The organism is Kitasatospora sp. HPM-01-4 (assembly GCF_051374625.1).
Taxonomy (GTDB): Bacteria; Actinomycetota; Actinomycetes; order Streptomycetales; family Streptomycetaceae; genus Kitasatospora.
Window position 1 is genome coordinate 4607390 of sequence record NZ_JBPQGP010000005.1, and the last position, 21336, is coordinate 4628725.

Genomic DNA, 21336 nt, shown 5'->3' on the forward strand with positions numbered 1-21336 from the left:
GTGACGTGCCCGACTCGTACCGTCCAAAAGGCCCGGACACCTCGGGTGTCATCGGCCCGGACGCGTACCGCTGTTCGGGACACGGCGGCGCGCTGGCGCGCCCGGAGCTCCCCGACCACCCGCAGCCGCAGCTGCCGGAAGGGGGCTCAGCGCGCGAAGGCCGCCACCGGCGGACCCCGCCGGATCACGCTGTGCCGCAGCGCGGCGGCCACCGGCAGCCGCCAGTCCTCGGCCCGGCCACGGGTGAGCCCGGTCGGCCGTGCCTCGGCGGCAGCGCCCAGCAGCAGCGCCGCGAGCAGTGCGAACGCGGTCCGCAGCTCGGTCGCGCACTCCTGTGCAACGGCGGCCGTCACCCGGAGCAGCCGCCACAGCGCGGCCTCGCCGCGCCGCAGCCACCAGCCCGCCAGCACGGCGGCGGCGAGGTGGCCCAGCAGCATCGAGGGCGTGATCCCCGGCAGCGCGTCGTGCGGCGCCGCCGCGTACGCCTGCGGGTCGAGGCCGGCGGCGCTGACCAGCTGCTCGGGGGAGGCCGACGGGATCACGGTGAGCCCGGTGCGCCCGGCGTCGTCGCAGACCAGCCGACCGGCCACCTGCGTCAGCGTGAGCGGGCCGCCCTGGCCGGCGGCGGTGTGCATACCGGCCATGGCGGAGTGCTGACCGAGGCCGTGGAAGAGGAGGTGCAGCCCGAGCTGCCCCGCGCCGAGCGCGCCGGCGATGGCGGCCAGCGACCGCTCACGGCCGCCGAGCAGCACCGCCGGGAGGCAGACCGCGGCGAAGCCGGCCGCGAGCGCGGGCAGGGCGACGTCCCCGCCGCCCACCATGGCGTGCCCGGCCGCCGCGATCAGCGTGCAGACCAGCGCGAACGGGACCGCCCGCGCCACCCGCAGGTCCCAGGCCGCGGCCGGGGCCCGGAGATCCGGGGCGGCGGCGCCTGCGCGAGGGGCGGCATGGTGGTCGGTCATAGCCGGGACATCATCTCACCGCCCACAACCACGGCCCAGGGAGGGGGCGGCCAAGGGCCGGATTGGCCCGTTCGGGCCCGGCGCGCGCGCCGGGTAGTGCGCCGCCCGGCACAGGCTGCTGCCCCCGTCCATCCGCCGAACGGGCGGTGGTGACCGCAGCGCGCGGTTCGTCCCGGGATCGTCCGGAGATACCTCGTTCTATGTGGAGCCGCAGCCTATGCGGAGCCGCAGCCAGGAGGGACCTCCCGTGGACATCTGGTGGACTCTGCACCTCAAGCGCGACCCGGCCAGCGTTCCGCTCGCCCGGCGCATCCTGCTCAGCGCGATGGAGACCGCCGGGGTCGATCCGCAGGTCGCGCACGACCTCGGGATCGCGCTCACCGAGGCCTGCGCCAACGCGGTCGAGCACGCGGTGAGCGGACGGCCCGACGAGGGCTTCCAGGTGACCGTCTCGATCACCTGGGACCGGCTGCGGATCGAAGTGGTGGACTCCGGCCCCGGGCTGCCGGGCGCGGCGCTGCCGGTCCTGCCGCCCGCCCCCGCGCTGCCCGCCGCCTCGGGGGCGAGGGCGGCGCCGGCGGCGGTTCCCACACGGCCGGGGGGTGTGCCCGCACTGCGGCGTACCGGGGCACCGTCCGCCAGACCCGTACGGCCGCCCGTCGGGCACCGGCACGGCCGCCGGGGCCGGGCGGCCCTCTCGGTGCCGGTGCTGACCGCACACCGTCCCCGGCGCGCGGACCGGCCCGCGCCCTACGACACGCACGTCCTGCCCGGCCTGCCGCCGCGACCGCCCGTCTCCGCGCTGTCGGACCCGCTGCTCGGACTGCCCTTGCTCGCCGACCTGTCGGGGGCGGGCGCGCCGCTGGAGACCTCCGGGCTCGAACTGCCGGCCCTCGACGCGGAGAGCGGCCGCGGACTGTTCCTGATCCATGCGCTCACCGACCACGTCCAGCTGCGCAACCACCCGCTGCGCGGGGCGATCGTCAGCTTCGACAAGATCCTCAGACGGCGGGACGGCTCGCTGCTGCGCGCGGTCTCCTGAGCCGTCCGCGCCCTCGGCGGCCAGCAGTGCGCGAGCCGGGCGGCCGCGACCCGTGACCGGTCGGGGAATCCCGGTCGGACGCGGGGCGCCGCAGCGCCCGCCCGCGGGCCCCGGCGCCGTAGCGTGGAGCCATGGAGCCACCGATCCCGCTCGTGCACGCGGCAGCCGCGCTGCGCGCCGGTGAGCCGGGCCTCGCGGTCGAGGTCGAACGGCTGTGCAACCGCATCGACCGGACCGACTCCGTCCTCCGGGCCTTCACCCCCGAGCCCGGCCGGTACGAACGGCTGCTCGCCGAGGCCCGAGCGGTCGAGTCCCGCTACCGGCGGACCGACGCGGCGAGGGCCTGCGCCGGAGGGACCGAGCCGTCCCCGCTGTACGGGGTGCCGGTCGGGGTCAAGGACGTGATCCAGGTGGACGGCCTGCCCACGCACGCCGGGTCCGCGCTGCCGCCGGGAGTGCTCACCGGTCCGCAGGCCGAGGTGGTGGACCGGCTGCGGGCCGCTGGCGCGCTGGTGGCCGGTAAGACCGTCACCGCCGAGTTCGCCGTCAACGCGCCCGGGCCGACCCGCAATCCGCACCACCCCGCGCACACCCCCGGCGGCTCCAGCAGCGGTTCGGCGGCGGCGGTCGCGGCGGGTCTGGTGCCGCTGGCCGTCGGCACCCAGACGATCGGGTCCGTGATCCGCCCGGCGGCGTACTGCGGGGTGGTGGGCTTCCGGCCGACGTACGGCCGGATTCCGACCGACGGGGTGCTTGCCAGCGCACCGACCGTGGACACCATCGGCACCTTCACCACCGATGTGGCGGGCACCGCGCTGGCGGCGTCCGTCCTCTGCGACGACTGGTCGGACGCCGAGGGGGACGGGCCACCCGTGCTCGGGGTCCCGGTGGGGCCGTACCTGGAGCGGGCCGAGCCGCTCGCCCGGGAGGCCTTCGCCGGGCAACTGGACGCGCTGCGCGGGAGCGGCCTGGTGGTCCGCGCGGTGGCGGTGCTGCTGCCCGACCTCGACGACGTGGTGCGCACCTTCCGGACCGTCAACGGCTATGAGCTGGCCCGGGTGCACGCCGAGCTGTTCCCGCGCTTCGCGGCCCTCTACCGGCCCGAGACGGCGGCGGCGATCAGACGCGGGCGCGAGATCGACGGGGTGGCGTACGCGGCGGCGCTCCAGGCCAGGAGTTCGTACCGGCGCCGGATCGCGGACCTCATGGCGGCGCAGGGCGTCGACCTGTGGGCGGCCCCGGCGGCCACCGGACCGGCGCCGCTCGGGCTGGACAGCACCGGGGACGCGATCATGTCGCTGCCGTGGAGCCACGCCGGTCTGCCCGCGATCACCCTTCCGGCGGGGTACACGCCCGACGGGCTGCCGCTGGGGCTGCAGCTGGTCGGCGCGGAGAGCGCGGACGAACGGCTGCTGGCGTGGGCGGCGCACATCGAACCGCTGCTCGGCGGGGGCGCTCGGCGCCGCGCTGCGGGGGCGGCGGCCCGGGGGGTGCGTGGCTCCGTCCGGTCGGCCGCGTGTGCGAGCGACCACCCGCGTTCGTAGCGGGCCGGCCGCACACGCGCCCGGACGGGACCACGCGCCCCTTGGGGACGCCGCTCAGCCGCCGCTCTTGCGGCGGAAGGTGCGCTTGCCGCCGGCCGCCGCCTGGGTGTTGTGGATCTTCGAGCCACCGGCCCCCGGGCCGCCTACCGTGCCCCGGCCGCCGTGCTTGTGCTGGAGGGCGGCGCGGAACCGCGCCTTCAGCTCGTCCGGGTCGGCCTGCGCGTCCGGCGCGTCCTGTGGCGCCTGCGGCTCGGCGGGTTCGGCTGCGTCGCTGCTCATGCGTGACCTCCTGGGCGAGAGCTGGTGTGCAAGGGCCACCCTCCCACGCCGAAGGCGTTCGATGTCCGGATTTTCCGGGCCAGGGCGGGTCAGTGGCGGGGCGGCCGGTAGTTCGGTCCGCCGATCAGGAAGAGCAGTGCGGCGACCGGGAAACCGATCGAGGCGACCACGAGGATGATGAACTGAAGGACCATCACGGCAGGCTCCGGAAGGCTCGGCGGCTGCTCAACGGCAGGTAGAGCCGACGGTATGTCCAGATTCATCCCGTTGTCATCCGCTGTCCCGGCCGGTGCCTCCTTCGAGGGATCATGAACCGGCCTCTGTTCCGGGCCCGGGCGGGCCACCACACTGGGCGGCATGCAGGTAGAGCTCGCTGGGGAACCGCAGAGGCCGGGCCTGGAGACCGAGGACTTCGCCGCCGCCTCGCCCGAAGCGCTGGTACTGCTCGACGGCTCCGGCCCGCCGGCCGGGATGGAGTCCGGCTGCCGGCACGGGACCACCTGGTACGTACGCCGCCTGGGAGTGCACCTGCTGGCCCGCCTGACCGACCGGTCGGACCGGTCGATCTCCGAGTGCCTGGCCGACGCCATCGTGGAGACGGCGGCCCTCCACGGCGGCCGCTGCGACCTGGCCCATCCGAACACCCCGGCCGCGATGGTGGTCGCCGCCCGGCTGCACGGCAGCTCGCTGGAGTACCTGGTCCTCGGCGACTCGCTGCTGGTCCTGCAGTTCAAGGACGGTCCGCCCCGGGTGGTCGGCGACAACCAGCGCTTCCCGGGCGGCGAGGAACTGCGGCGCCAGATCTGGGCGACGGTCCCGGGCTCGGCCGAGCGCAACGCCCTGCGGCTGCGGTACGCGCTGGCCGTCCGGGCCGCCCGCAACACCGGCTGCGGTCCGTGGATCGCCGCCGCCACCCCGAAGGCCGCCGCCCGGGCGGAGACCGGGTTCGTCCGGCTCTCCGGGCTGCACGCGGTGGCCGCCGTGACCGGCGGCGCCTCGCGCTTCACCGAGCGCTTCGGCCTCGGCAGCTGGTCGGACGCGCTGCGCCTGCTCGCCGAGTCGGGCCCGGCCGAGCTGATCGCCCAGGTCAGGGCGGTGGAGCGGGCCGACGCCCGGTGCGAGCGCTGGCCGCGGGGCAAGACCCATGACGATGCCTTCGCGCTCTACGCGCGCATCTGACGAGATGTCGGCCCGGGGCCGGGATCACGTGGTCCCGGCCCCGGGCCGAGGGGGTCAGTCGGTCGGCTGGCCGAAGGCGCCGGACTGGAAGTCCCGCATGGCCTGCTCCAGTTCGCGGTGGCTGTTCATCACGAACGGCCCGTACCAGGCGACCGGCTCCCGGATCGGCTGCCCGCCCAGGATGATCACGTCCAGGTTGGGGTGCCGGGACTCCTGCCTGGCGTCGGCGGAGATGGTGAGGGTGTCGCCCTCGCCGAAGACCGCGGCCTGGCCGGTGTGGACCGGGCGGCCCTCGGCGCCCACCGTGCCGGAGCCGTTCAGGACGTACGCCAGTGCGTTGAAGTCCTTGCGCCAGGGGATGGTGAGCCGGGCGCCCGGGGTGACGGTGGCGTGCAGCAGGGTGATCGGGGTGTGGGTGACGCCCGGCCCCCGGTGCCCATCCAGCTCGCCGGCGATCAGACGCAGGATCGCGCCGCCGTCCGGGGTGGAGAGCAGCCTGACGTGCCCGCCGTGGATGTCCTGGTAGCGCGGGGTGGTCATCTTGTCGGAGGCCGGCAGGTTGACCCACAGCTGGATGCCGTGGAACAGGCCGCCGGTCATCACCAGCTGCTCGGGCGGGGTCTCGATGTGCAGGATGCCCGAACCGGCCGTCATCCACTGGGTGTCACCGCCGCCGAGGCGGCCGCCGCCGCCGTGCGAGTCCTTGTGGATGAACTCGCCGTCGATCAGGTAGGTGACCGTCTCGAAGCCGCGGTGCGGGTGCCACGGGGTGCCCTTGGGCTCGCCCGCCGCGTACTCCACCTCACCCATCTGGTCCATCATGATGAACGGGTCGAGGTACTTGGTGTTGATCTTGGCGAAGGCGCGGCGCACCGGGAAGCCCTCGCCCTCGTAGCCCTCGGGGGCGGTGACCACCGTGAGGACCGGACGGGCGGCGTTCGCGGTGGGGTCGGGGGTGGCGACGCGGGGGAGGGTCAGCGGGTTCTCGACGGTCACGGCGGGCATGTCGGCCTCCTTCGGGGGTTCTGTGGCCTACGTCCACGAGATTAGTTCAATGCTCAACTAGAAGCAAGTTGAAAGTTGAACCATATGGTTGCGGGAGTGCCCGGGTGGGGTGCTCCGGGGTGCTGCCGACTCGCGGTGCCGGACCGTGACGGGTGCGGGTCCTTACCGCCCGACGGGCGTCAGCCGTACATCCGCCGCATGGTGAAGTCGACCATCTGCTCGACCGCCTTGGCGTCGAAGACCATCCGGTGCTCGCCCTCCATGTCGAGCGCGAAGCCGTACCCGGTGGGCAGCAGGTCGAGCACCTCGGCGCCGGTCACGCTGAAGTGCTTGGACTCCTTGCCCGCGTAGCGGCGCAGCTCCTTGAGCGAGCTGAACATCGGGATCACCGGGGTCGGCGTGTTGTGCAGGGCCAGGAAGCCGGGGCGGTCGCCGCGCGGGCAGTGCACCTTGGAGGTGATGAAGATGGCCTGGAAGTCCTCGACGGTCATCGAGCCGGTGGTGAAGGCCCGGACGGCGTCCGCGAGTGAGGGTGGCGAGGGCTCGGGGTAGAGCGACTGCTGGGGTGCGGCCTGCGGCTGCTCGCCGTACGGGCCGGGGCCGGGCATGCCGTTCATCCCCGCCTGCTGCTGGTAGGGGCCGCCCTGGTAGCTGCTCTGGTCGTAGCCGTACACGGGGACAGGCTATCGGGATCAAGGCTCCCCGTGGGGCGGCCGATTCGGACAACTCGTGGTGCCATCGGGTTGTGGGGTACGGCCCGGACGGACGTGACCACCTTCATAGGACTTTCGCACCGGAAGAGCGCGAGAGGGGCTTGAACAAGTTACCAACGGGTAGCATCATGGGATTCTACTGGTGGGTAAGTGGGGCGCTCGTAGCGGCGGACCCCCGGAAGCGACGAACCGGAGAGAACGGTCATGGGTCACTACAAGTCCAACCTGCGGGACGTGGAGTTCAACCTCTTCGAGGTGCTCGGCCGCGACCAGGTGTACGGCACCGGTCCGTTCGCCGACATGGACGTCGACACCGCGAAGAACATCCTCAGCGAGATCTCGCGCCTGGCCGAGAACGACCTGGCCGCCTCCTTCACCGACGCCGACCGCAACCCGCCGGTCTTCGACCCGGAGACCAACACCGCGCCGATCCCGGCCACCTTCAAGAAGAGCTACCAGGCCTACATGGACGCCGAGTGGTGGCGCCTGGGCATCCCGGAGGGCATCGGCGGCCAGGTCACCCCGTCCTCGCTGATCTGGGCCTACGCCGAGCAGATCCTGGGCTCCAACCCGGCGATCTGGATGTACTCCTCCGGCCCGGCCTTCGCCGGCGTCGTCTACGACGAGGGCACCGAGGAGCAGCACAAGGTCGCCCAGCGCATGATCGACGGCCAGTGGGGCGCCACCATGGTGCTGACCGAGCCGGACGCCGGTTCGGACGTCGGTGCCGGCCGCACCAAGGCGATCAAGCAGGAGGACGGCTCCTGGCACATCGAGGGTGTGAAGCGCTTCATCACCTCCGGTGAGCACGACATGTCCGACAACATCATCCACCTGGTGCTGGCCCGCCCCGAGGGCGGCAAGCCGGGCACCAAGGGCCTCGGCCTCTACATCGTGCCGAAGTACGACTTCGACTGGGAGACCGGCGAGCTCGGCGAGCGCAACGGTGTCTACGCCACCAACGTCGAGCACAAGATGGGCCTCAAGGCCTCCAACACCTGCGAGATGACCTTCGGCGCCAAGCACCCGGCCAAGGGCTGGCTGCTCGGTGAGAAGGTCGACGGCATCCGCCAGATGTTCAAGATCATCGAGTTCGCCCGGATGATGGTCGGCACGAAGGCGATCGCCACCCTGTCCACCGGGTACCTGAACGCGCTGGAGTACGCCAAGGAGCGCGTGCAGGGTGCGGACATCTCCCAGTTCATGGACAAGACCGCCCCGCGCGTCACCATCACCCACCACCCGGACGTCCGCCGCTCGCTGATGACCCAGAAGGCGTACGCCGAGGGCATGCGCGCCCTGGTGCTCTACACCGCCTCGGTCCAGGACGACGTGGTCGCCGCCCGCCTGCGCGGCGAGAGCGACGAGGCCGCCGAGCGCCTGAACGACCTGCTGCTGCCGATCGTCAAGGGCTACGGCTCCGAGAAGTCCTACGAGCAGCTCGCCCAGTCCCTGCAGACCTTCGGTGGCTCCGGCTACCTGCAGGAGTACCCGATCGAGCAGTACATCCGCGACGCCAAGATCGACACCCTCTACGAGGGCACCACGGCGATCCAGGGCCAGGACTTCTTCTTCCGGAAGATCGTCAAGGACGGCGGCCAGGCGCTGACCGCGGTCTCCGAGCAGATCCAGAAGTTCCTCGGCGCGAACGAGGGCGGCGACGCCCTGGCCGCCGAGCGCGAGCTGCTCGCCAAGGCCGCCGGCGACCTGGAGGCCATCGTCGGCAAGATGCTCGCCGACCTCTCCTCGGTCGAGCAGGACGTGAAGAACATGTACAAGGTGGGCCTGAACGCCACCCGCCTGCTGCTGGTCTCCGGTGACGTCGTGGTCGGCTGGCTGCTGCTGCGCCAGGCCGTCGTCGCGCTCGCCAAGCTGGAGGCCGGTGCCGCCGACAAGGACGTCGCCTTCTACCAGGGCAAGGTCGCGGCCGCCCGCTTCTTCGCCCGCAACATCCTGCCGACCGTCGCCTCCCAGCGCCAGATCGCCGACGGCGTCGGCAACGAGATCATGGAGCTCGCGGAGGAGGCCTTCTGAGCAAGGCCCAGGTGACCACCTGACACACCCTCACGCTGCGGGGCCCGGCCGTACTGTGCCGGGCCCCGCAGTGCTTCGCCGGCCGGTGGTTTCCCATGTCGGCCCGCGAGTTCGGGCCGGGGCCGCGGTTTCGGGGCCGGTGGCCGGCCGGCGGTGGGAATGTCGACCTTCACCATTCCGTCACTGTTCCCGGGTTCCCCGTTCCGTGTCCGTGTACGGGCATATGCTCAGGGGCGAAGCCGAACCCCCATCCGGCTTCCGCCCTCCCTCTACTCAGGAGCAGCATGTCAACCGCCGCCTGTCAGGCCGCCTTCGACCGAACGCACACCGACGACCTGATCGCCTACCTGAGCGCCTCGCCGTCGCCGTTCCACGCCGTGGCCAGCGCTGCGGAGCGGCTGGAGAAGGCCGGGTTCCGGCGGGTCCAGGAGACCGACGCCTGGGACGCCGCCCCCGGCGGCCGGTACCTCATCCGCGGCGGCGCGCTGATCGCCTGGTACGTGCCCGAGGGGGCCGGTCCCGAGACGCCGTTCCGCGTGGTCGGCACGCACACCGACTCGCCGAACCTGCGGGTCAAGCCGCTGCCGGACACCGGCTCGGCGGGCTGGCGGCAGGTCGCCGTGGAGATCTACGGCGGGGTGCCGCTGAACACCTGGCTGGACCGCGACCTCGGCCTGTCCGGGCGGCTCGCGCTGCGCGACGGCTCCACCGTCCTGGTGCAGATCGACGAACCGCTGCTGCGCGTACCGCAGTTGGCCATCCACCTGGACCGGCAGGTCAACGAGGGCCTCAAGCTGGACAAGCAGCGCCACCTCACGCCGATCTGGGGACTCGGTGAGGTCACCGAGGGGTCGCTGATCGAGTTCGTCGCCGAGCGGGCCGGGGTGGCCGCGTCGGACGTCATCGGCTGGGACCTGATGACCCACGACGTGCAGCCGCCGGCCTACCTGGGCCGGGACCGCGAGCTGCTGGCCGGCCCCCGCCTGGACAACCTGCTCTCGGTGCACGCCGCCACCGCCGCGCTGGCCGCCGTCGCGGGCGCCGAGCTGCCGTACATCCCGGTGCTGGCCGCCTTCGACCACGAGGAGACCGGCAGCGAGTCCGACACCGGCGCGCAGAGCCCGCTGCTGGGCAACGTCCTGGACCGCAGCGTCCACGCCCGCGGCGGCACCGCCGAGGACCGCGCCCGCGCGCTGGCCGGCACCGTCTGCCTCTCCTCCGACATGGGCCACGCCGTCCACCCCAACTACAGCGAGCGGCACGAGCCGGGCCACCACCCGCTGCCCAACGGCGGACCGATCCTCAAGGTCAACGTCAACAACCGGTACGCCACCGACGCGGTCGGCCGGGCGGTGTTCGCGGCCGCCTGCGAGAAGGCCGGCGTGCCGTGGCAGACCTTCGTCTCCAACAACGCCATGCCCTGCGGTACGACCATCGGCCCGATCACCGCGGCCCGGCTCGGCATCACCACCGTGGACTGCGGGATCGCTGCGCTCTCCATGCACTCGGCCCGCGAGCTCTGCGGCGCGGACGACCCCTACCTGCTGGCCAGCGCCATCAAGGCGTTCCTGGAGGGCTGAGCACTCCACGGGCGAGGGTGGGCGGATCAGGAGGATCCGCCCACCCTCGCTTCCGTGAGCCCGGAGCCCGGAGCCCGGAGCCCGGGCCCGGGGGCGTGGGCCTGGGTTACTCCATGCCCGCCAGGACGAGCGGGAGGCGGGTGGCGCCGGAGGCGGTGAGCCTCACCGGGACGCCCCAGTCCTGCTGGTGGACGTGGCAGGCCGGGAACTCGATCCCGGGGTCGTCGTCGCAGGAGGCGGCCATCGCCGACACGTGCAGCACACCCTCGGCCACCTCGGCGGAGAGCACCAGCTCCCGGGAGAGCGCGGTGTCCGCCCCGGCCCCGGAGACCAGCAGCTCCGGCGGCGTCGAGCTGACCAGCAGCCGGGTGGAGGGGCCGTAGCGCTCGTCCAGCTTCTGGCCGGTGGGCGCCGAGAAGACCACGTCCAGCCGCAGCCTGCCCGGGGCGACCTCGGTGGCCGCCCGCTGGGTGCGGTGCGCGACCGACTCGACCCGGACCGCCTCCTCCGGCAGCCGCAGCCGGGTCAGCCGGTGCCGGGCCGACTCGACCACCACGATGTCACCGTCCACCAGCACCGCGCCCGAGGGCTCGCGCAGATCGGTCGCCAGCGTGGTGACCTCGCCACCGGCCGGCTCGTAGCGGCGCAGCGCGTGGTTGTAGGTGTCGGCGATCGCGACCGAGCCGTCGGGCAGCACGGTGATCCCGAGCGGGTGCTGGAGCAGGGCCTGGCCTGCGGCGCCGTCGCGGTGGCCGAAGTCGAACAGACCGGTGCCGACGGCGGTGTGCACGGACTTGGTTTCACGTGAAACCCAGCGCACGGCGGAGGTCTCCGAGTCGGCCACCCAGAGCCGCTCGCCGTCGGCCGAGACCGCGAGCCCGGACGGCTGGGCGAACCACGCCTCGGCCACCGGACCGTCCACCAGGCCCTCGTTGGTGGTGCCGGCCGCGACAGCCACGGCGTCGGCCACCGGGTCGTAGGCCCACAGCTGGTGCACCCCGGCCATCGCGATCCAGAACCGGCCGTCGAAGTACGCGACGTCCCACGGCGAGGAGAGGTCGACCTCGCGGGCCGGGCCCTCGGTGGGCGAGCCCTGCCACCACTGCCGCCCGGTACCGGCCAGCGTGGTGACGCTGCCGTCGGCCAGCCGGACGCCGCGCAGCGCGTGGTTGACCGTGTCGGCGACGATCACGTCGTAGTCCAGGCCCAGCCCGGCCGGGACCAGGGCGAGGCCCTGCGGCTCGCTGAACCGGGGAGCGGTGCCGTCCAGCAGACCGCGCTCGCCGTCGCCGATCCGCCGCAGTACCGTCTCGCCGTCCTCGGCGAGCTCGACCAGCGAGTGGTGGCCGGAGTCGGCGACCAGGAAGGTCCCGCCGGGCAGCCGCACCGCCTTGCCCGGGAAGCGCAGGTCGCCCGCCTCCGGCTCGGGTGCCACGTACGGGCCGTCGCCGCGCCGCAGCGTGCCCTTGGCCTGGTGCTCGGCCTCCAGCTCCTCGACCAGCCTGGCGATGGCGTGCGCGTGGCCCTCGCCCGCGTGCTGTGCGACCACGTACCCCTCGGGGTCGATCACCACCAGCGTCGGCCAGGCGCGGACGGCGTACTGCTTCCAGGTCGCGAGCTCCGGGTCGTCCAGCACCGGGTGGTGCACCTCGTAGCGGGCGACGGCGTCCAGCACGGCCTGGTGGTCGGCCTCGTGCACGAACTTGGGGGAGTGGACGCCGACGATCACCACGGTGTCGCGGTGCCTCTCCTCCAACTCCCGCAGCTCGTCCAGGACATGGAGGCAGTTGATGCAGCAGAAGGTCCAGAAGTCCAGGATGACGATCTTGCCCCGGAGGTCGCCCAGGGTCAGTTCCTTGCCACCGGTGTTGAGCCAGCCGCCCTTGCCGGCCAGTTCGGGGGCGCGTACGCGTGCACGTGTAGCCATGCCCCAATCAAACCTCACGGTGTTCGCGCTCATTCCGGCGCGTGACCGCCTGCGTGGACTTTCGTTGTACCCGTCGGTGCCTGACATCACCACCGGACTGCGACGAGGAGCGGGAGATGGCTGCGATCGCCGGTTCGCCCCAGACGAGTCCCGAGGCCTTCGAGAACCTCGCCGTCACCGCAGAGCGCAACGACGTCCGCCTTGAGTTCATCAACGGCAGGATCGCAGTGAAGCCGCTGCCGGACGGGGACCATGACGAGATCGTCAGGTGGCTCATGGAGCGCTGTATGCGGCAGCGGCCCGATCTATGGCTCTATCCGGAGCGCGGTCTGATCGTCGAGAGCCATCGCGCGGGCAGGGCCCGTCCGGATGGCACCCTGGCGCCCAAGGGCAGCTTCTCCGGCCAGGGCGAGTGGGCCGGCGCGGGCCGGGTGCTGACGGCCGTCGAGGTGACCTCCTACGACCGGGACGCCGACCAGTGCGATCTGCTGAAGAAACCCGCGGCCTACGCGCAGTCGGGTATCCCGGTCTACCTGCTCGTCGACCGCGAGCAGGGCGAGATCATCGTCCACTTCGATCCACTCGACGGCCGGTACCGTGCGCGGACGTACTTCTTCGGTGACAGCGTGGTGATCCCCGAACCGGTCGGTATCACCCTGGACGACACCGAGATCCTCAAGGACCACGTGCGGTAGGCGCGGCTCAGACGATGATGTGCGGCAGGAAGCGGGCGCCCTGATGGGTTATCAGGCTGTCCTCGGTCTCGCGGATGCCGAGGCCCGCGCTCTCGCCGTCGACCACCCAGGCGCCCAGGACCGGGCGGTTGCCGTCGAAGTCCGTTAGCGGGCAGAGCTGTTGGTAGCAGTAGCCCTCGGCGCCGTAGCGCTCGGGGTCGCCCGCCCAGTCGGCCAGGCGGCTGGCGGAGCCGTCCGGGGCGACGATCCGCACCCCCGCGCCCTCCCGGCCGAGCAGCGGCTTCGCCGCGTAGCCGGGGCCGCCGGGCTCGGCCAGCCCGCGGGGGCCGTCGAGGTAGGCGGGCAGCAGGTTGGGGTGGCCGGGGAAGAGCTCCCAGAGGACCGCCAGCAGCGCCTTGTTGGAGAGCAGCATCTTCCAGGCGGGTTCGATCCAGAGCGTGCTGCCGCTGCCGCCGCCCTGGTCCAGCCCGGTGAGCAGCTGCTCGGCGAACTCGTCCCGGGCCAGCCACTCCCACGGGTAGAGCTTGAAGACGGACCGGATGTAGCGCTGCTGCAGGTCCACGAAGCGGCCGGAGAGCGGGTCCCAGCCGATGTCCTCCATCGCGATGCCCACGGTCGTGAGCCCGGCCTGTTCGGCGGTCTCCTGGAGGTAGAGGGTGGTCATCCAGTCCTCGCCCTCGCTGTCCCCGCGCGAGTGCGCGAAGTGGACCGGGCCGGGCGGCAGCAGGTGCTTCTGCCGGGCCCAGGCGTCGACCAGCCGCTCGTGCAGCGAGTTCCACTGGTCGGCGCCGGGGAAGCGCTCCTCCATCCAGAACCACTGCGGGCTGGCCGCCTCGATCAGCGAGGTCGGGGTGTCGGCGTTGTACTCGAACAGCTTGGCCGGTCCGTCGCCGTCGTACGCGAGGTCGAACCGCCCGTACACGGACGGCTGTTCGTCGCGGCGCCGCCAGGACTCGGCGACCGCCTCGGCGAGCCTGGGGTCGGTGATGCCGTACTCGGCGAAGCGGCGCTCGCGCACCACGTGCCCGGCGGCCTCCAGGCAGAGCTCGTGCAGCTCCTCGACCACCTTCTCCAGCCGCTCGACCTCGGGCAGCGAGAACTCGTAGTACGCGCTCTCGTCCCAGTAGGCGTACTCCTGGCCGGGGTTGCGGGGATCGTCGCAGACGGCGTACAGCAGCCCCTGGCTCTCCACGGTCTGCTGCCAGCCCGGGCGGGGCTCGATGGTGCGGCGGCGCACGGCGGTTCAGCCCCCGGCCGAGTGTGCGGGGCAGCCGAAGCCGCCGCGCTTGGTGGCGGCCTTGTCGAAGGTGCCGCCGGTGGCGATCGTGCTGCCCGAACCGCAGTAGTACCAGCGGCCGGTGGACCTGCTGTCGGTGCAGGAGTGGTTGTCCAGGACCTTGAGGGTGCCCGGGTCCACACAGCGCCGGGGCGGGTTGTCGCCGGACGAGCAACCGGTCAGCGCCAGCGCGAGCGTACCGACCATGCCCAGGGCGACGAACCCCGAGCGGCGTCTGCCTGCGGGTGCGGCGTCGGACTGCGTCATAGCGGGGATGCTACTCGGGCTCCGCGACGGCGAAGGCGCCGAGGGGGCGGGGCCGAGGGACGGGGTCGAAGGGGCGGAGCCCAGGGCTCAGCCGGCCGCCAGGCGTTCGGTCAGGCGGGCCTTCGCGGCCGGCCACTCCTCGCGCAGCATCGAGAAGTACACGGTGTCCCGGAAGCTCCCGTCCGCCCGGCGGCGCTCGCGGCGGTGGGTGCCCTCGTACCGGGCGCCGAGGCGGCGGATGGCGTTCTGGGAGCGCTCGTTGAGGTTGTCGGTCTTCCAGCAGACCCGGCCCATGCCCAGCTCCTCGAAGGCGTGGGTGAGCAGCAGCAGCTTGGCCTCGGTGTTGACGGCGGTGCGCCAGACCGAGCGGGCGTAGCAGGTGCCGCCGATCTCCAGCCGCTCGTCGCCGGTGCTGATGTCGAGGTAGCAGGTCAGGCCGACGGTGCGGCCGCTCTCCTGGTGGACCACCGCGAAGGGCAGGAAGCCGCCCTGCCGCCAGATGCCGACGAGTTCGGCGAGCTGCCGCTCGGTCCGCGGGACCGGCGACGGGATCCACCGCCACACCTCCTCGTCCGCCCCTACTGCCGCGAAGAGGTCGGGCAGGTGGGTGTCGTCGAAGGGTTCCAGGCGGACGTGGGAGCCGACGAGGGTCACGGGCGCGGGCGGCTTGGCGGTCATGGGCCGCACGCTAGCCAGAAATTGAACTATGCGCAATAGATTTATGAACTAGTTCAAACTTCCCGATGGCTCCGGCCCATGCGAAAGGGCCCGCACCGAAACGGTGCGGGCCCTGTTCGACCGGGGGCTAGATGAAGGAGTTGATCTGGATGGTCTCGTCGCGGCCGGGGCCGACGCCGATCGCGGAGATCGGGGCGCCCGACATCTCCTCCAGGGCCTTCACGTACGCCTGCGCGTTCTTCGGCAGCTCGCCGAAGGTCTTCGCCTTGCTGATGTCCTCGCTCCAGCCGGGCAGCGTCTCGTAGATCGGCTTGGCGTGGTGGAAGTCGGACTGGTTGTACGGGAGCTCCTCGACCCGGCGGCCGTCGATCTCGTACGCCACGCAGACCGGGATCTGCTCCCAGCCGGTGAGCACGTCCAGCTTGGTGAGGAAGAAGTCGGTCAGGCCGTTGACCCGGGTGGCGTAGCGGGCGATCACCGCGTCGAACCAGCCGCAGCGGCGGTCACGGCCGGTGGTGACACCGCGCTCGCCGCCGATCCGGCGCAGCGCCTCGCCGTCGGCGTCCAGCAGCTCGGTCGGGAACGGGCCCGAACCGACGCGGGTGGTGTACGCCTTCAGGATGCCGATGACCCGGTCGATCTTGGTGGGGCCGATGCCCGCACCGGTGCAGGCACCGCCGGAGGTCGGGTTGGACGAGGTCACGAACGGGTACGTGCCGTGGTCGACGTCCAGCAGGGTGCCCTGGCCGCCCTCCAGCAGGACGACCTTGTTGTCCTTGAGAGCCTGGTCCAGGACCAGGGTGGTGTCGGCCAGGAAGGGCTTGATCTTCTCGGCGTAGCCCAGGTACTCCTGCAGCACCAGGTCGGCCGGGATGGCGCGGCGGTTGTAGAGCTTGACCAGGATCTGGTTCTTGTCGTGCAGGGCCGCTTCGATCTTCTGCTGCAGGATCGATTCGTCGAACAGGTCCTGGACCCGGATGCCGACGCGGTTGATCTTGTCCGCGTAGGTCGGGCCGATGCCACGGCCGGTGGTGCCGATCCGGCGCTTGCCGAGGAAGCGCTCGGTGACCTTGTCCAGGGTGCGGTGGTACGGGGTGATCAGGTGGGCGTTGCCCGAGATCAGCAGCTTGGAGGTGTCGATGCCGCGCTCGTTCAGGCCGTTGAGCTCGGAGAGCAGCACGCCCGGGTCGATGACGACGCCGTTGCCGATCACCGGCGTCACGTTCGGGCTGAGGATGCCGGAAGGCAGCAGGTGCAGGGCGTACTTCTGGTCGCCGATGACCACCGTGTGACCGGCGTTGTTGCCGCCCTGGTAACGGACGACGTAGTCGACGGAGCCGCCGAGGAGGTCGGTGGCCTTCCCCTTGCCCTCGTCTCCCCACTGAGCGCCAACGAGCACGAGTGCCGGCACAGGCGTACACCCCTTCCGGTTGGGGCATCCTGCGTAGGCCGCAGTCTGCCCCGAGATAGACGAAGCCCCTGGCGCAATAGCGCAAGGGGCTCTTGCACCGAGAGATTACCTGAGGAAGGACCGGTCGTGTCGTCGCTGTCCACGCCCGAATCCCGCGCGATGGGCCAGGCAGGTCCCGACCACCTCCTTGTGCTTCTCGACCCGGTGGCCCGGCGGAGCGACGGCGAGTCGGTGCGGATCGCCAGGGACGTCCTGTGCGGCGGCGCGGATGTGAAGGTGGCGCTGCCGGAGAGCCCGTCCGAGCTCGACCGGGCGCTTGCGCGCCGTGGCCGTCGGCGACCGGTCGTGATCGGTTCCGATCTGGCTGTTCAGCGGGTCCTTCAGGCCCTGCACCGGCACCGCGAGTTGGGCGTCGACGCGCTCGGCGTGGTACCGGTCGGCGGCCCGGGCGCGGTGGCCGCGGTGCGGGCGCTGGGCGTGCCGCCGGAGCCGGTCGCGGCGGCCCGCGCGGTGATAGGCGGCAGCTCGCGGAAGCTGGACCTGTTGATCGACGACGCCGACGAGGTGGTCCTCGGGGACCTGCGGATCCACCCGTACCGGCGGAGCCGCCCGGGCTGGCGTTCGCTATGGGCGAAATTCTCTGCGCCCGAGCAGGCGACTGCACCCGCCGGTCATCCCCGGCTGCGGATCGAGGCGGACGGCCGGCTGCTCGCCGAGGTCCACCGGCCGCCGTGCCGGCTCGACGTCACCGTCCCGGCCGGCGCGGGCGCGCTGGAGCTGCTGCTGCGCACCGGCGGCGAACCGCGGCGAATCCGGGCGGGCAGCCTCACCGTGACCGGCCACGGCTTCGGCGGCGAGGCGGACGGCCGCGCGCTCGGCACCCTCGGCGCCCGCACCTGGACGGTGCACGCCGGGGTGTGGGAGCTGGTGCTCCCCGCCGAGTGAGCAGTATCACGTCGCCGCCCCGGCCCCGACGCGCCGTCAGGCCTCCGATATCCCCGCGAAGGCGGACGGCACAGGGAAAGTCGGCGCTCCGGCGAAATGCGATGTCTGAAATGCGCTCGCGGTAAGGGGTTTTGTCTACGCGCGTTGCTATTCGATCGGCCAATAACCGGGGGCTCCCCGGTTCCGGAAGGCCCGCGGAACTGCCCTAGACTCGAAGACGTGCCACGTGGTGACGGAAGACTCAACCACGATCTTCTTCCCGGCGAGAAAGGCCCTCAGGACGCTTGCGGCGTCTTCGGTGTCTGGGCTCCCGGCGAGGAGGTCGCAAAGCTCACGTACTTCGGCCTCTATGCCCTGCAGCACCGTGGACAGGAATCCGCGGGTATCGCAGTGAGCAACGGCTCCCAGATTCTCGTCTTCAAGGACATGGGACTGGTCTCCCAGGTCTTCGACGAGGCCTCGCTGGGGTCCTTGCACGGGCATATCGCGGTCGGACATGCCCGCTACTCGACCACAGGTTCGTCGGTCTGGGAGAACGCCCAGCCGACCTTCCGGGCGACCGTGAACGGTTCGCTGGCCCTCGGCCACAACGGGAACCTGGTGAACACCGCCGAACTGGCGGCCATGGTGGCCGAGCTGCCCGGCGAGGAGCACGTCTCCCGCTCGGGGCGCACCGCGGCCACCAATGACACCGACCTCGTGACCGCCCTGCTCGCCGGTCACCCCGACCTCACCATCGAGGAGACCGCCCGGCAGGTCCTGCCCAAGGTCAGGGGCGCCTTCTCGCTCGTCTTCATGGACGAGCACACCCTCTACGCCGCCCGCGACCCGCAGGGCATCCGCCCGCTGGTGCTCGGCCGGCTGGAGCGCGGCTGGGTGGTCGCCTCCGAGACGGCGGCCCTGGACATCGTCGGCGCCTCCTTCATCCGCGAGGTGGAGCCGGGCGAGCTGATCGCCATCGACGAGAACGGTCTGCGCGCCAGCCGTTTCGCCGAGGCCAGGCCCAAGGGCTGCGTCTTCGAGTACGTCTACCTGGCCCGGCCCGACACCACCATCGCCGGGCGCAACGTCCACCTCTCCCGGGTGGAGATGGGCCGCCGCCTGGCCCAGGAAGCCCCGGTCGAGGCCGACCTGGTGATAGCCACCCCCGAGTCCGGCACCCCCGCCGCGATCGGCTACGCCGAGGCCAGCGGCATCCCGTACGGCTCGGGCCTGGTGAAGAACGCCTACGTCGGGCGCACCTTCATCCAGCCCAGCCAGACCATCCGCCAGCTCGGCATCCGGCTCAAGCTCAACCCGCTGAAGGAAGTCATCGCGGGCAAGCGCCTGGTGGTCGTGGACGACTCCATCGTGCGCGGCAACACCCAGCGCGCGCTGGTGCGGATGCTCCGCGAGGCCGGCGCCGCCGAGGTGCACATCCGGATCTCCTCCCCGCCGGTCAAGTGGCCCTGCTTCTTCGGCATCGACTTCGCCACCCGCGCGGAGCTGATCGCCAACGGGATGAGCGTCGAGGAGATCGGCCGCACCCTCGGTGCCGACTCCCTCGCCTACATCTCGATCGACGGCATGATCGAGGCCACCAAGCAGCCCAAGGACCGGCTCTGCCGGGCCTGCTTCGACGGCGAGTACCCGATGGAGCTGCCCGATCCGGCGCTGCTCGGCAAGCTCCTGCTGGAGGCCGAGATCGCCGGGGGCAAGCAGCAGCCGCCCGTCCGCGGCAAGCCGACCGGCGACCTGGACGGGGTCCAGTCGCTGATCGGGGGCGCGGGCGCGGGCGACGCGCTGCGGCGGCCGTAACCGGACCCTCCGGGGCGGCCGGGTGAGTGACCAGGGGCGCGGGGAGCCGCGCGGGCGACGCGCTGCGGCCCCCGCGCGGTGACCCGCGCCCCCACTGCTTGACCCGGCCGCTGCGGGAGGCCTCCCGCCGACCGAGGTATCTGTTCCAACCCCTTCGACCCGAGAGGGCCGCACAGCAGTGACCAGCAACGAGAGCGGTGCCACCTACGCCGCCGCAGGTGTCGACATCGAGGCCGGCGACCGCGCCGTCGAGCTCATGAAGCAGTGGGTGAAGAAGACCGACCGCCCCGAGGTGGTGGGCGGCCTCGGCGGCTTCGCCGGGCTCTTCGACGCCTCCGCGTTCAAGCGCTACGAGCGTCCGCTGCTGGCCTCCGCCACCGACGGCGTCGGGACCAAGGTCGCGATCGCCCAGGCCATGGACAAGCACGACACCATCGGCCACGACCTGGTCGGCATGGTCGTCGACGACCTGGTGGTCTGTGGCGCCGAGCCGCTGTTCATGACCGACTACATCTGCGTCGGCAAGGTCGTGCCCGAGCGGGTCGCCGCGATCGTCAAGGGCATCGCCGAGGGCTGCACGCTGGCCGGCTGCGCGCTGGTCGGCGGCGAGACCGCCGAGCACCCCGGCCTGCTGGGCCCGGACGAGTACGACGTCGCCGGCGCCGGTACCGGTGTGGTGGAAGCGGACGCGCTGCTGGGCGCCGACCGGGTCCGCGCGGGTGACGTGGTGATCGCGATGGCCGCGTCCGGGCTGCACTCCAACGGGTACTCGCTGGTGCGCCACGTCCTGCTGAACCAGGCCGGCTGGTCGCTGGACCGCCAGGTCGAGGAGTTCGGCCGGACCCTGGGCGAGGAGCTGCTGGAGCCCACCAGGATCTACTCGCTGGACTGCCTGGCGCTCACCCGGGCCACCGAGATCCACGCCTTCTCGCACGTCACCGGCGGGGGCCTCGCGGCCAACCTGGCCCGGGTCATCCCGGACGGCCTGCACGCCCGCCTGGACCGCGGCACCTGGACCCCGCTGCCGGTCTTCCAGACCGTCGCCGAGGTCGGCCGGATGACCGCCCTGGAGATCGAGAAGACCCTGAACATGGGCATCGGCATGGTCGCCGTCGTACCGCCGTCCTCGGTGGACGTCGTGCTGGCCGTCCTGGAGGACCGCGGCGTCGAGTCCTGGCTGCTCGGTGACATCGTCGAGCGCACGGACGAGCACGACGGCGGTGCGGCCCTCTACAACACGTACGAGGGCTTCCGGCTCTGACACCCGCCGCAGCCGACGGAGGGGCCCTTCGGGGCCCCTTTTCCGTACCCGGGCGAGTCAGCCGCCCCAAGGGGCCTCCAGGGGGCGCGCAGACGCTCTCCGGGCCAACGGGCCGCTCAGGGCCGGCCGACCCCGCCGTGCGCACGCGGCAGGCCGGGCAGCGCCCGGGGGTTCACCCGCCCGGCCCGCGGGAGCCGCCTCGGCCCCGGCCCGCGAGAGCCGCCTCGGCCCCGGCCCACGGGAGCCGTCTCGGCGGCGGGCGGCCGCGGGAACGCCGAAGACCGGCCTGGCGCTTCGGGAGCGCCAGGCCGGTCCGGTCAGGCTCTTACGCGCGGCGGCGGGGCTGGCTGTTGCTGCCCGCGTCCTGTGCGTCGTCGTCCTCGTCGGCGTAGAGATCCGCGTACGCCGCGTAGGGGTCGTCGTCCTCTTCTTCGATCGGCTCAGGGTTGATCGAAGCGTTCGGGCTTACGCCCAGCTCGTTGGACAGACGGTTAGCGTCGAAGCCGCCGCTGTTGTACTTCAGCTGGCGGGCGACCTTCGTCTGCTTGGCCTTGGCCCGGCCGCGCCCCATGGGTCGACCCCCTCAACGGTGGGGCTCACGGCCCCGAGTCTGACACGTGTTCATGATCAGGAGCGGCGCGCCCGAAGTGGGAGTGCCGTCCCTTGGAGCATTAACGGTACCTGTTTCCGCCGCCGGACGGTACGTCGCCGGTGTGACGTGGCGCGCACAGTCTGTCCCCG

At 72.2% G+C, this 21336-nt stretch carries 19 protein-coding genes; 9 read left to right on the forward strand and 10 right to left on the reverse strand.

The features are described from left to right. Positions 1-146: 146 nt before the first annotated feature. Positions 147-962, reverse strand: a complete 816-nt coding sequence (locus ACSMTC_RS20055; protein WP_436561083.1) for a hypothetical protein — start codon at positions 960-962, stop codon at positions 147-149. 247 nt (positions 963-1209) lie between these two features. Here ACSMTC_RS20055 and ACSMTC_RS20060 point away from each other — a divergent pair, with 247 nt between their 5' ends. Then, positions 1210-2004 (forward strand): ATP-binding protein, encoded by a 795-nt coding sequence (locus ACSMTC_RS20060; RefSeq protein WP_436561084.1) that lies wholly within the window; start codon positions 1210-1212, stop codon positions 2002-2004. Positions 2005-2135: 131 nt separating this feature from the next. Next, complete coding sequence (locus ACSMTC_RS20065; RefSeq protein ID WP_436561085.1) at positions 2136-3548, forward strand: amidase; 1413 nt, start codon at positions 2136-2138, stop codon at positions 3546-3548. A gap of 54 nt (positions 3549-3602) precedes the next feature. Here the strand turns inward: ACSMTC_RS20065 and ACSMTC_RS20070 are convergent, their stop codons facing one another. Then, positions 3603-3827: a DUF5302 domain-containing protein gene (locus ACSMTC_RS20070; protein WP_436561086.1), complete on the reverse strand. Its 225-nt coding sequence runs from the start codon at positions 3825-3827 to the stop codon at positions 3603-3605. Between the two features lie 357 nt (positions 3828-4184). Between ACSMTC_RS20070 and ACSMTC_RS20075 the strand changes: the two genes are divergently transcribed. Next, positions 4185-5006, forward strand: a complete 822-nt coding sequence (locus ACSMTC_RS20075) for an integrase (protein WP_436561087.1) — start codon at positions 4185-4187, stop codon at positions 5004-5006. Positions 5007-5060: 54 nt separating this feature from the next. Here the strand turns inward: ACSMTC_RS20075 and ACSMTC_RS20080 are convergent, their stop codons facing one another. Continuing rightward, positions 5061-6011, reverse strand: a complete 951-nt coding sequence (locus ACSMTC_RS20080; protein ID WP_436561088.1) for a pirin family protein — start codon at positions 6009-6011, stop codon at positions 5061-5063. A gap of 179 nt (positions 6012-6190) precedes the next feature. Beyond that, positions 6191-6685 (reverse strand): SseB family protein, encoded by a 495-nt coding sequence (locus tag ACSMTC_RS20085; protein ID WP_436561089.1) that lies wholly within the window; start codon positions 6683-6685, stop codon positions 6191-6193. Positions 6686-6928: 243 nt separating this feature from the next. Between ACSMTC_RS20085 and ACSMTC_RS20090 the strand changes: the two genes are divergently transcribed. After that, entirely contained in the window at positions 6929-8758 is a 1830-nt protein-coding gene (locus ACSMTC_RS20090; protein ID WP_436561090.1) for an acyl-CoA dehydrogenase, read from the forward strand. Between the two features lie 284 nt (positions 8759-9042). Then, entirely contained in the window at positions 9043-10338 is a 1296-nt protein-coding gene (locus ACSMTC_RS20095; RefSeq protein WP_436561091.1) for a M18 family aminopeptidase, read from the forward strand. A 106-nt stretch (positions 10339-10444) separates the two neighbouring features. Here the strand turns inward: ACSMTC_RS20095 and ACSMTC_RS20100 are convergent, their stop codons facing one another. After that, positions 10445-12265: an NHL domain-containing thioredoxin family protein gene (locus tag ACSMTC_RS20100; protein ID WP_436561092.1), complete on the reverse strand. Its 1821-nt coding sequence runs from the start codon at positions 12263-12265 to the stop codon at positions 10445-10447. A gap of 116 nt (positions 12266-12381) precedes the next feature. On the opposite strand from ACSMTC_RS20100, the gene ACSMTC_RS20105 reads away from it, so the two are divergent. Next, complete coding sequence (locus ACSMTC_RS20105; RefSeq protein WP_436561093.1) at positions 12382-12960, forward strand: Uma2 family endonuclease; 579 nt, start codon at positions 12382-12384, stop codon at positions 12958-12960. Positions 12961-12967: 7 nt separating this feature from the next. On the opposite strand, the gene ACSMTC_RS20110 is transcribed toward ACSMTC_RS20105, so the two are convergent. From ACSMTC_RS20110 to ACSMTC_RS20125, 4 genes are all read right to left on the reverse strand, one after another. Continuing rightward, positions 12968-14197, reverse strand: coding sequence for a glutathionylspermidine synthase family protein (locus tag ACSMTC_RS20110; RefSeq protein WP_436561094.1), 1230 nt, complete (start codon positions 14195-14197; stop codon positions 12968-12970). 6 nt (positions 14198-14203) lie between these two features. Beyond that, positions 14204-14503 carry a hypothetical protein gene (locus ACSMTC_RS20115; RefSeq protein WP_436561095.1) on the reverse strand — a complete coding sequence of 100 codons (300 nt, stop codon included), beginning with the start codon at positions 14501-14503 and terminating at the stop codon, positions 14204-14206. Positions 14504-14590: 87 nt separating this feature from the next. Continuing rightward, positions 14591-15181, reverse strand: a complete 591-nt coding sequence (locus tag ACSMTC_RS20120; RefSeq protein ID WP_436561096.1) for a GNAT family N-acetyltransferase — start codon at positions 15179-15181, stop codon at positions 14591-14593. 127 nt (positions 15182-15308) lie between these two features. Next, positions 15309-16592 carry an adenylosuccinate synthase gene (locus ACSMTC_RS20125; RefSeq protein ID WP_436561097.1) on the reverse strand — a complete coding sequence of 428 codons (1284 nt, stop codon included), beginning with the start codon at positions 16590-16592 and terminating at the stop codon, positions 15309-15311. 126 nt (positions 16593-16718) lie between these two features. Between ACSMTC_RS20125 and ACSMTC_RS20130 the strand changes: the two genes are divergently transcribed. From ACSMTC_RS20130 to purM, 3 genes are all read left to right on the forward strand, one after another. Then, on the forward strand, positions 16719-17537 hold the full coding sequence (locus ACSMTC_RS20130; protein ID WP_436561098.1) for a diacylglycerol kinase: 819 nt from the start codon (positions 16719-16721) through the stop codon (positions 17535-17537). 219 nt (positions 17538-17756) lie between these two features. After that, positions 17757-19334 (forward strand): amidophosphoribosyltransferase, encoded by a 1578-nt coding sequence (gene purF, locus ACSMTC_RS20135; protein ID WP_436561099.1) that lies wholly within the window; start codon positions 17757-17759, stop codon positions 19332-19334. Positions 19335-19512: 178 nt separating this feature from the next. Then, positions 19513-20595, forward strand: a complete 1083-nt coding sequence (gene purM, locus ACSMTC_RS20140; protein WP_436561100.1) for a phosphoribosylformylglycinamidine cyclo-ligase — start codon at positions 19513-19515, stop codon at positions 20593-20595. Between the two features lie 325 nt (positions 20596-20920). Here the strand turns inward: purM and ACSMTC_RS20145 are convergent, their stop codons facing one another. Beyond that, entirely contained in the window at positions 20921-21166 is a 246-nt protein-coding gene (locus ACSMTC_RS20145; RefSeq protein WP_436561101.1) for a DUF3073 domain-containing protein, read from the reverse strand. Positions 21167-21336 lie beyond the last annotated feature (170 nt).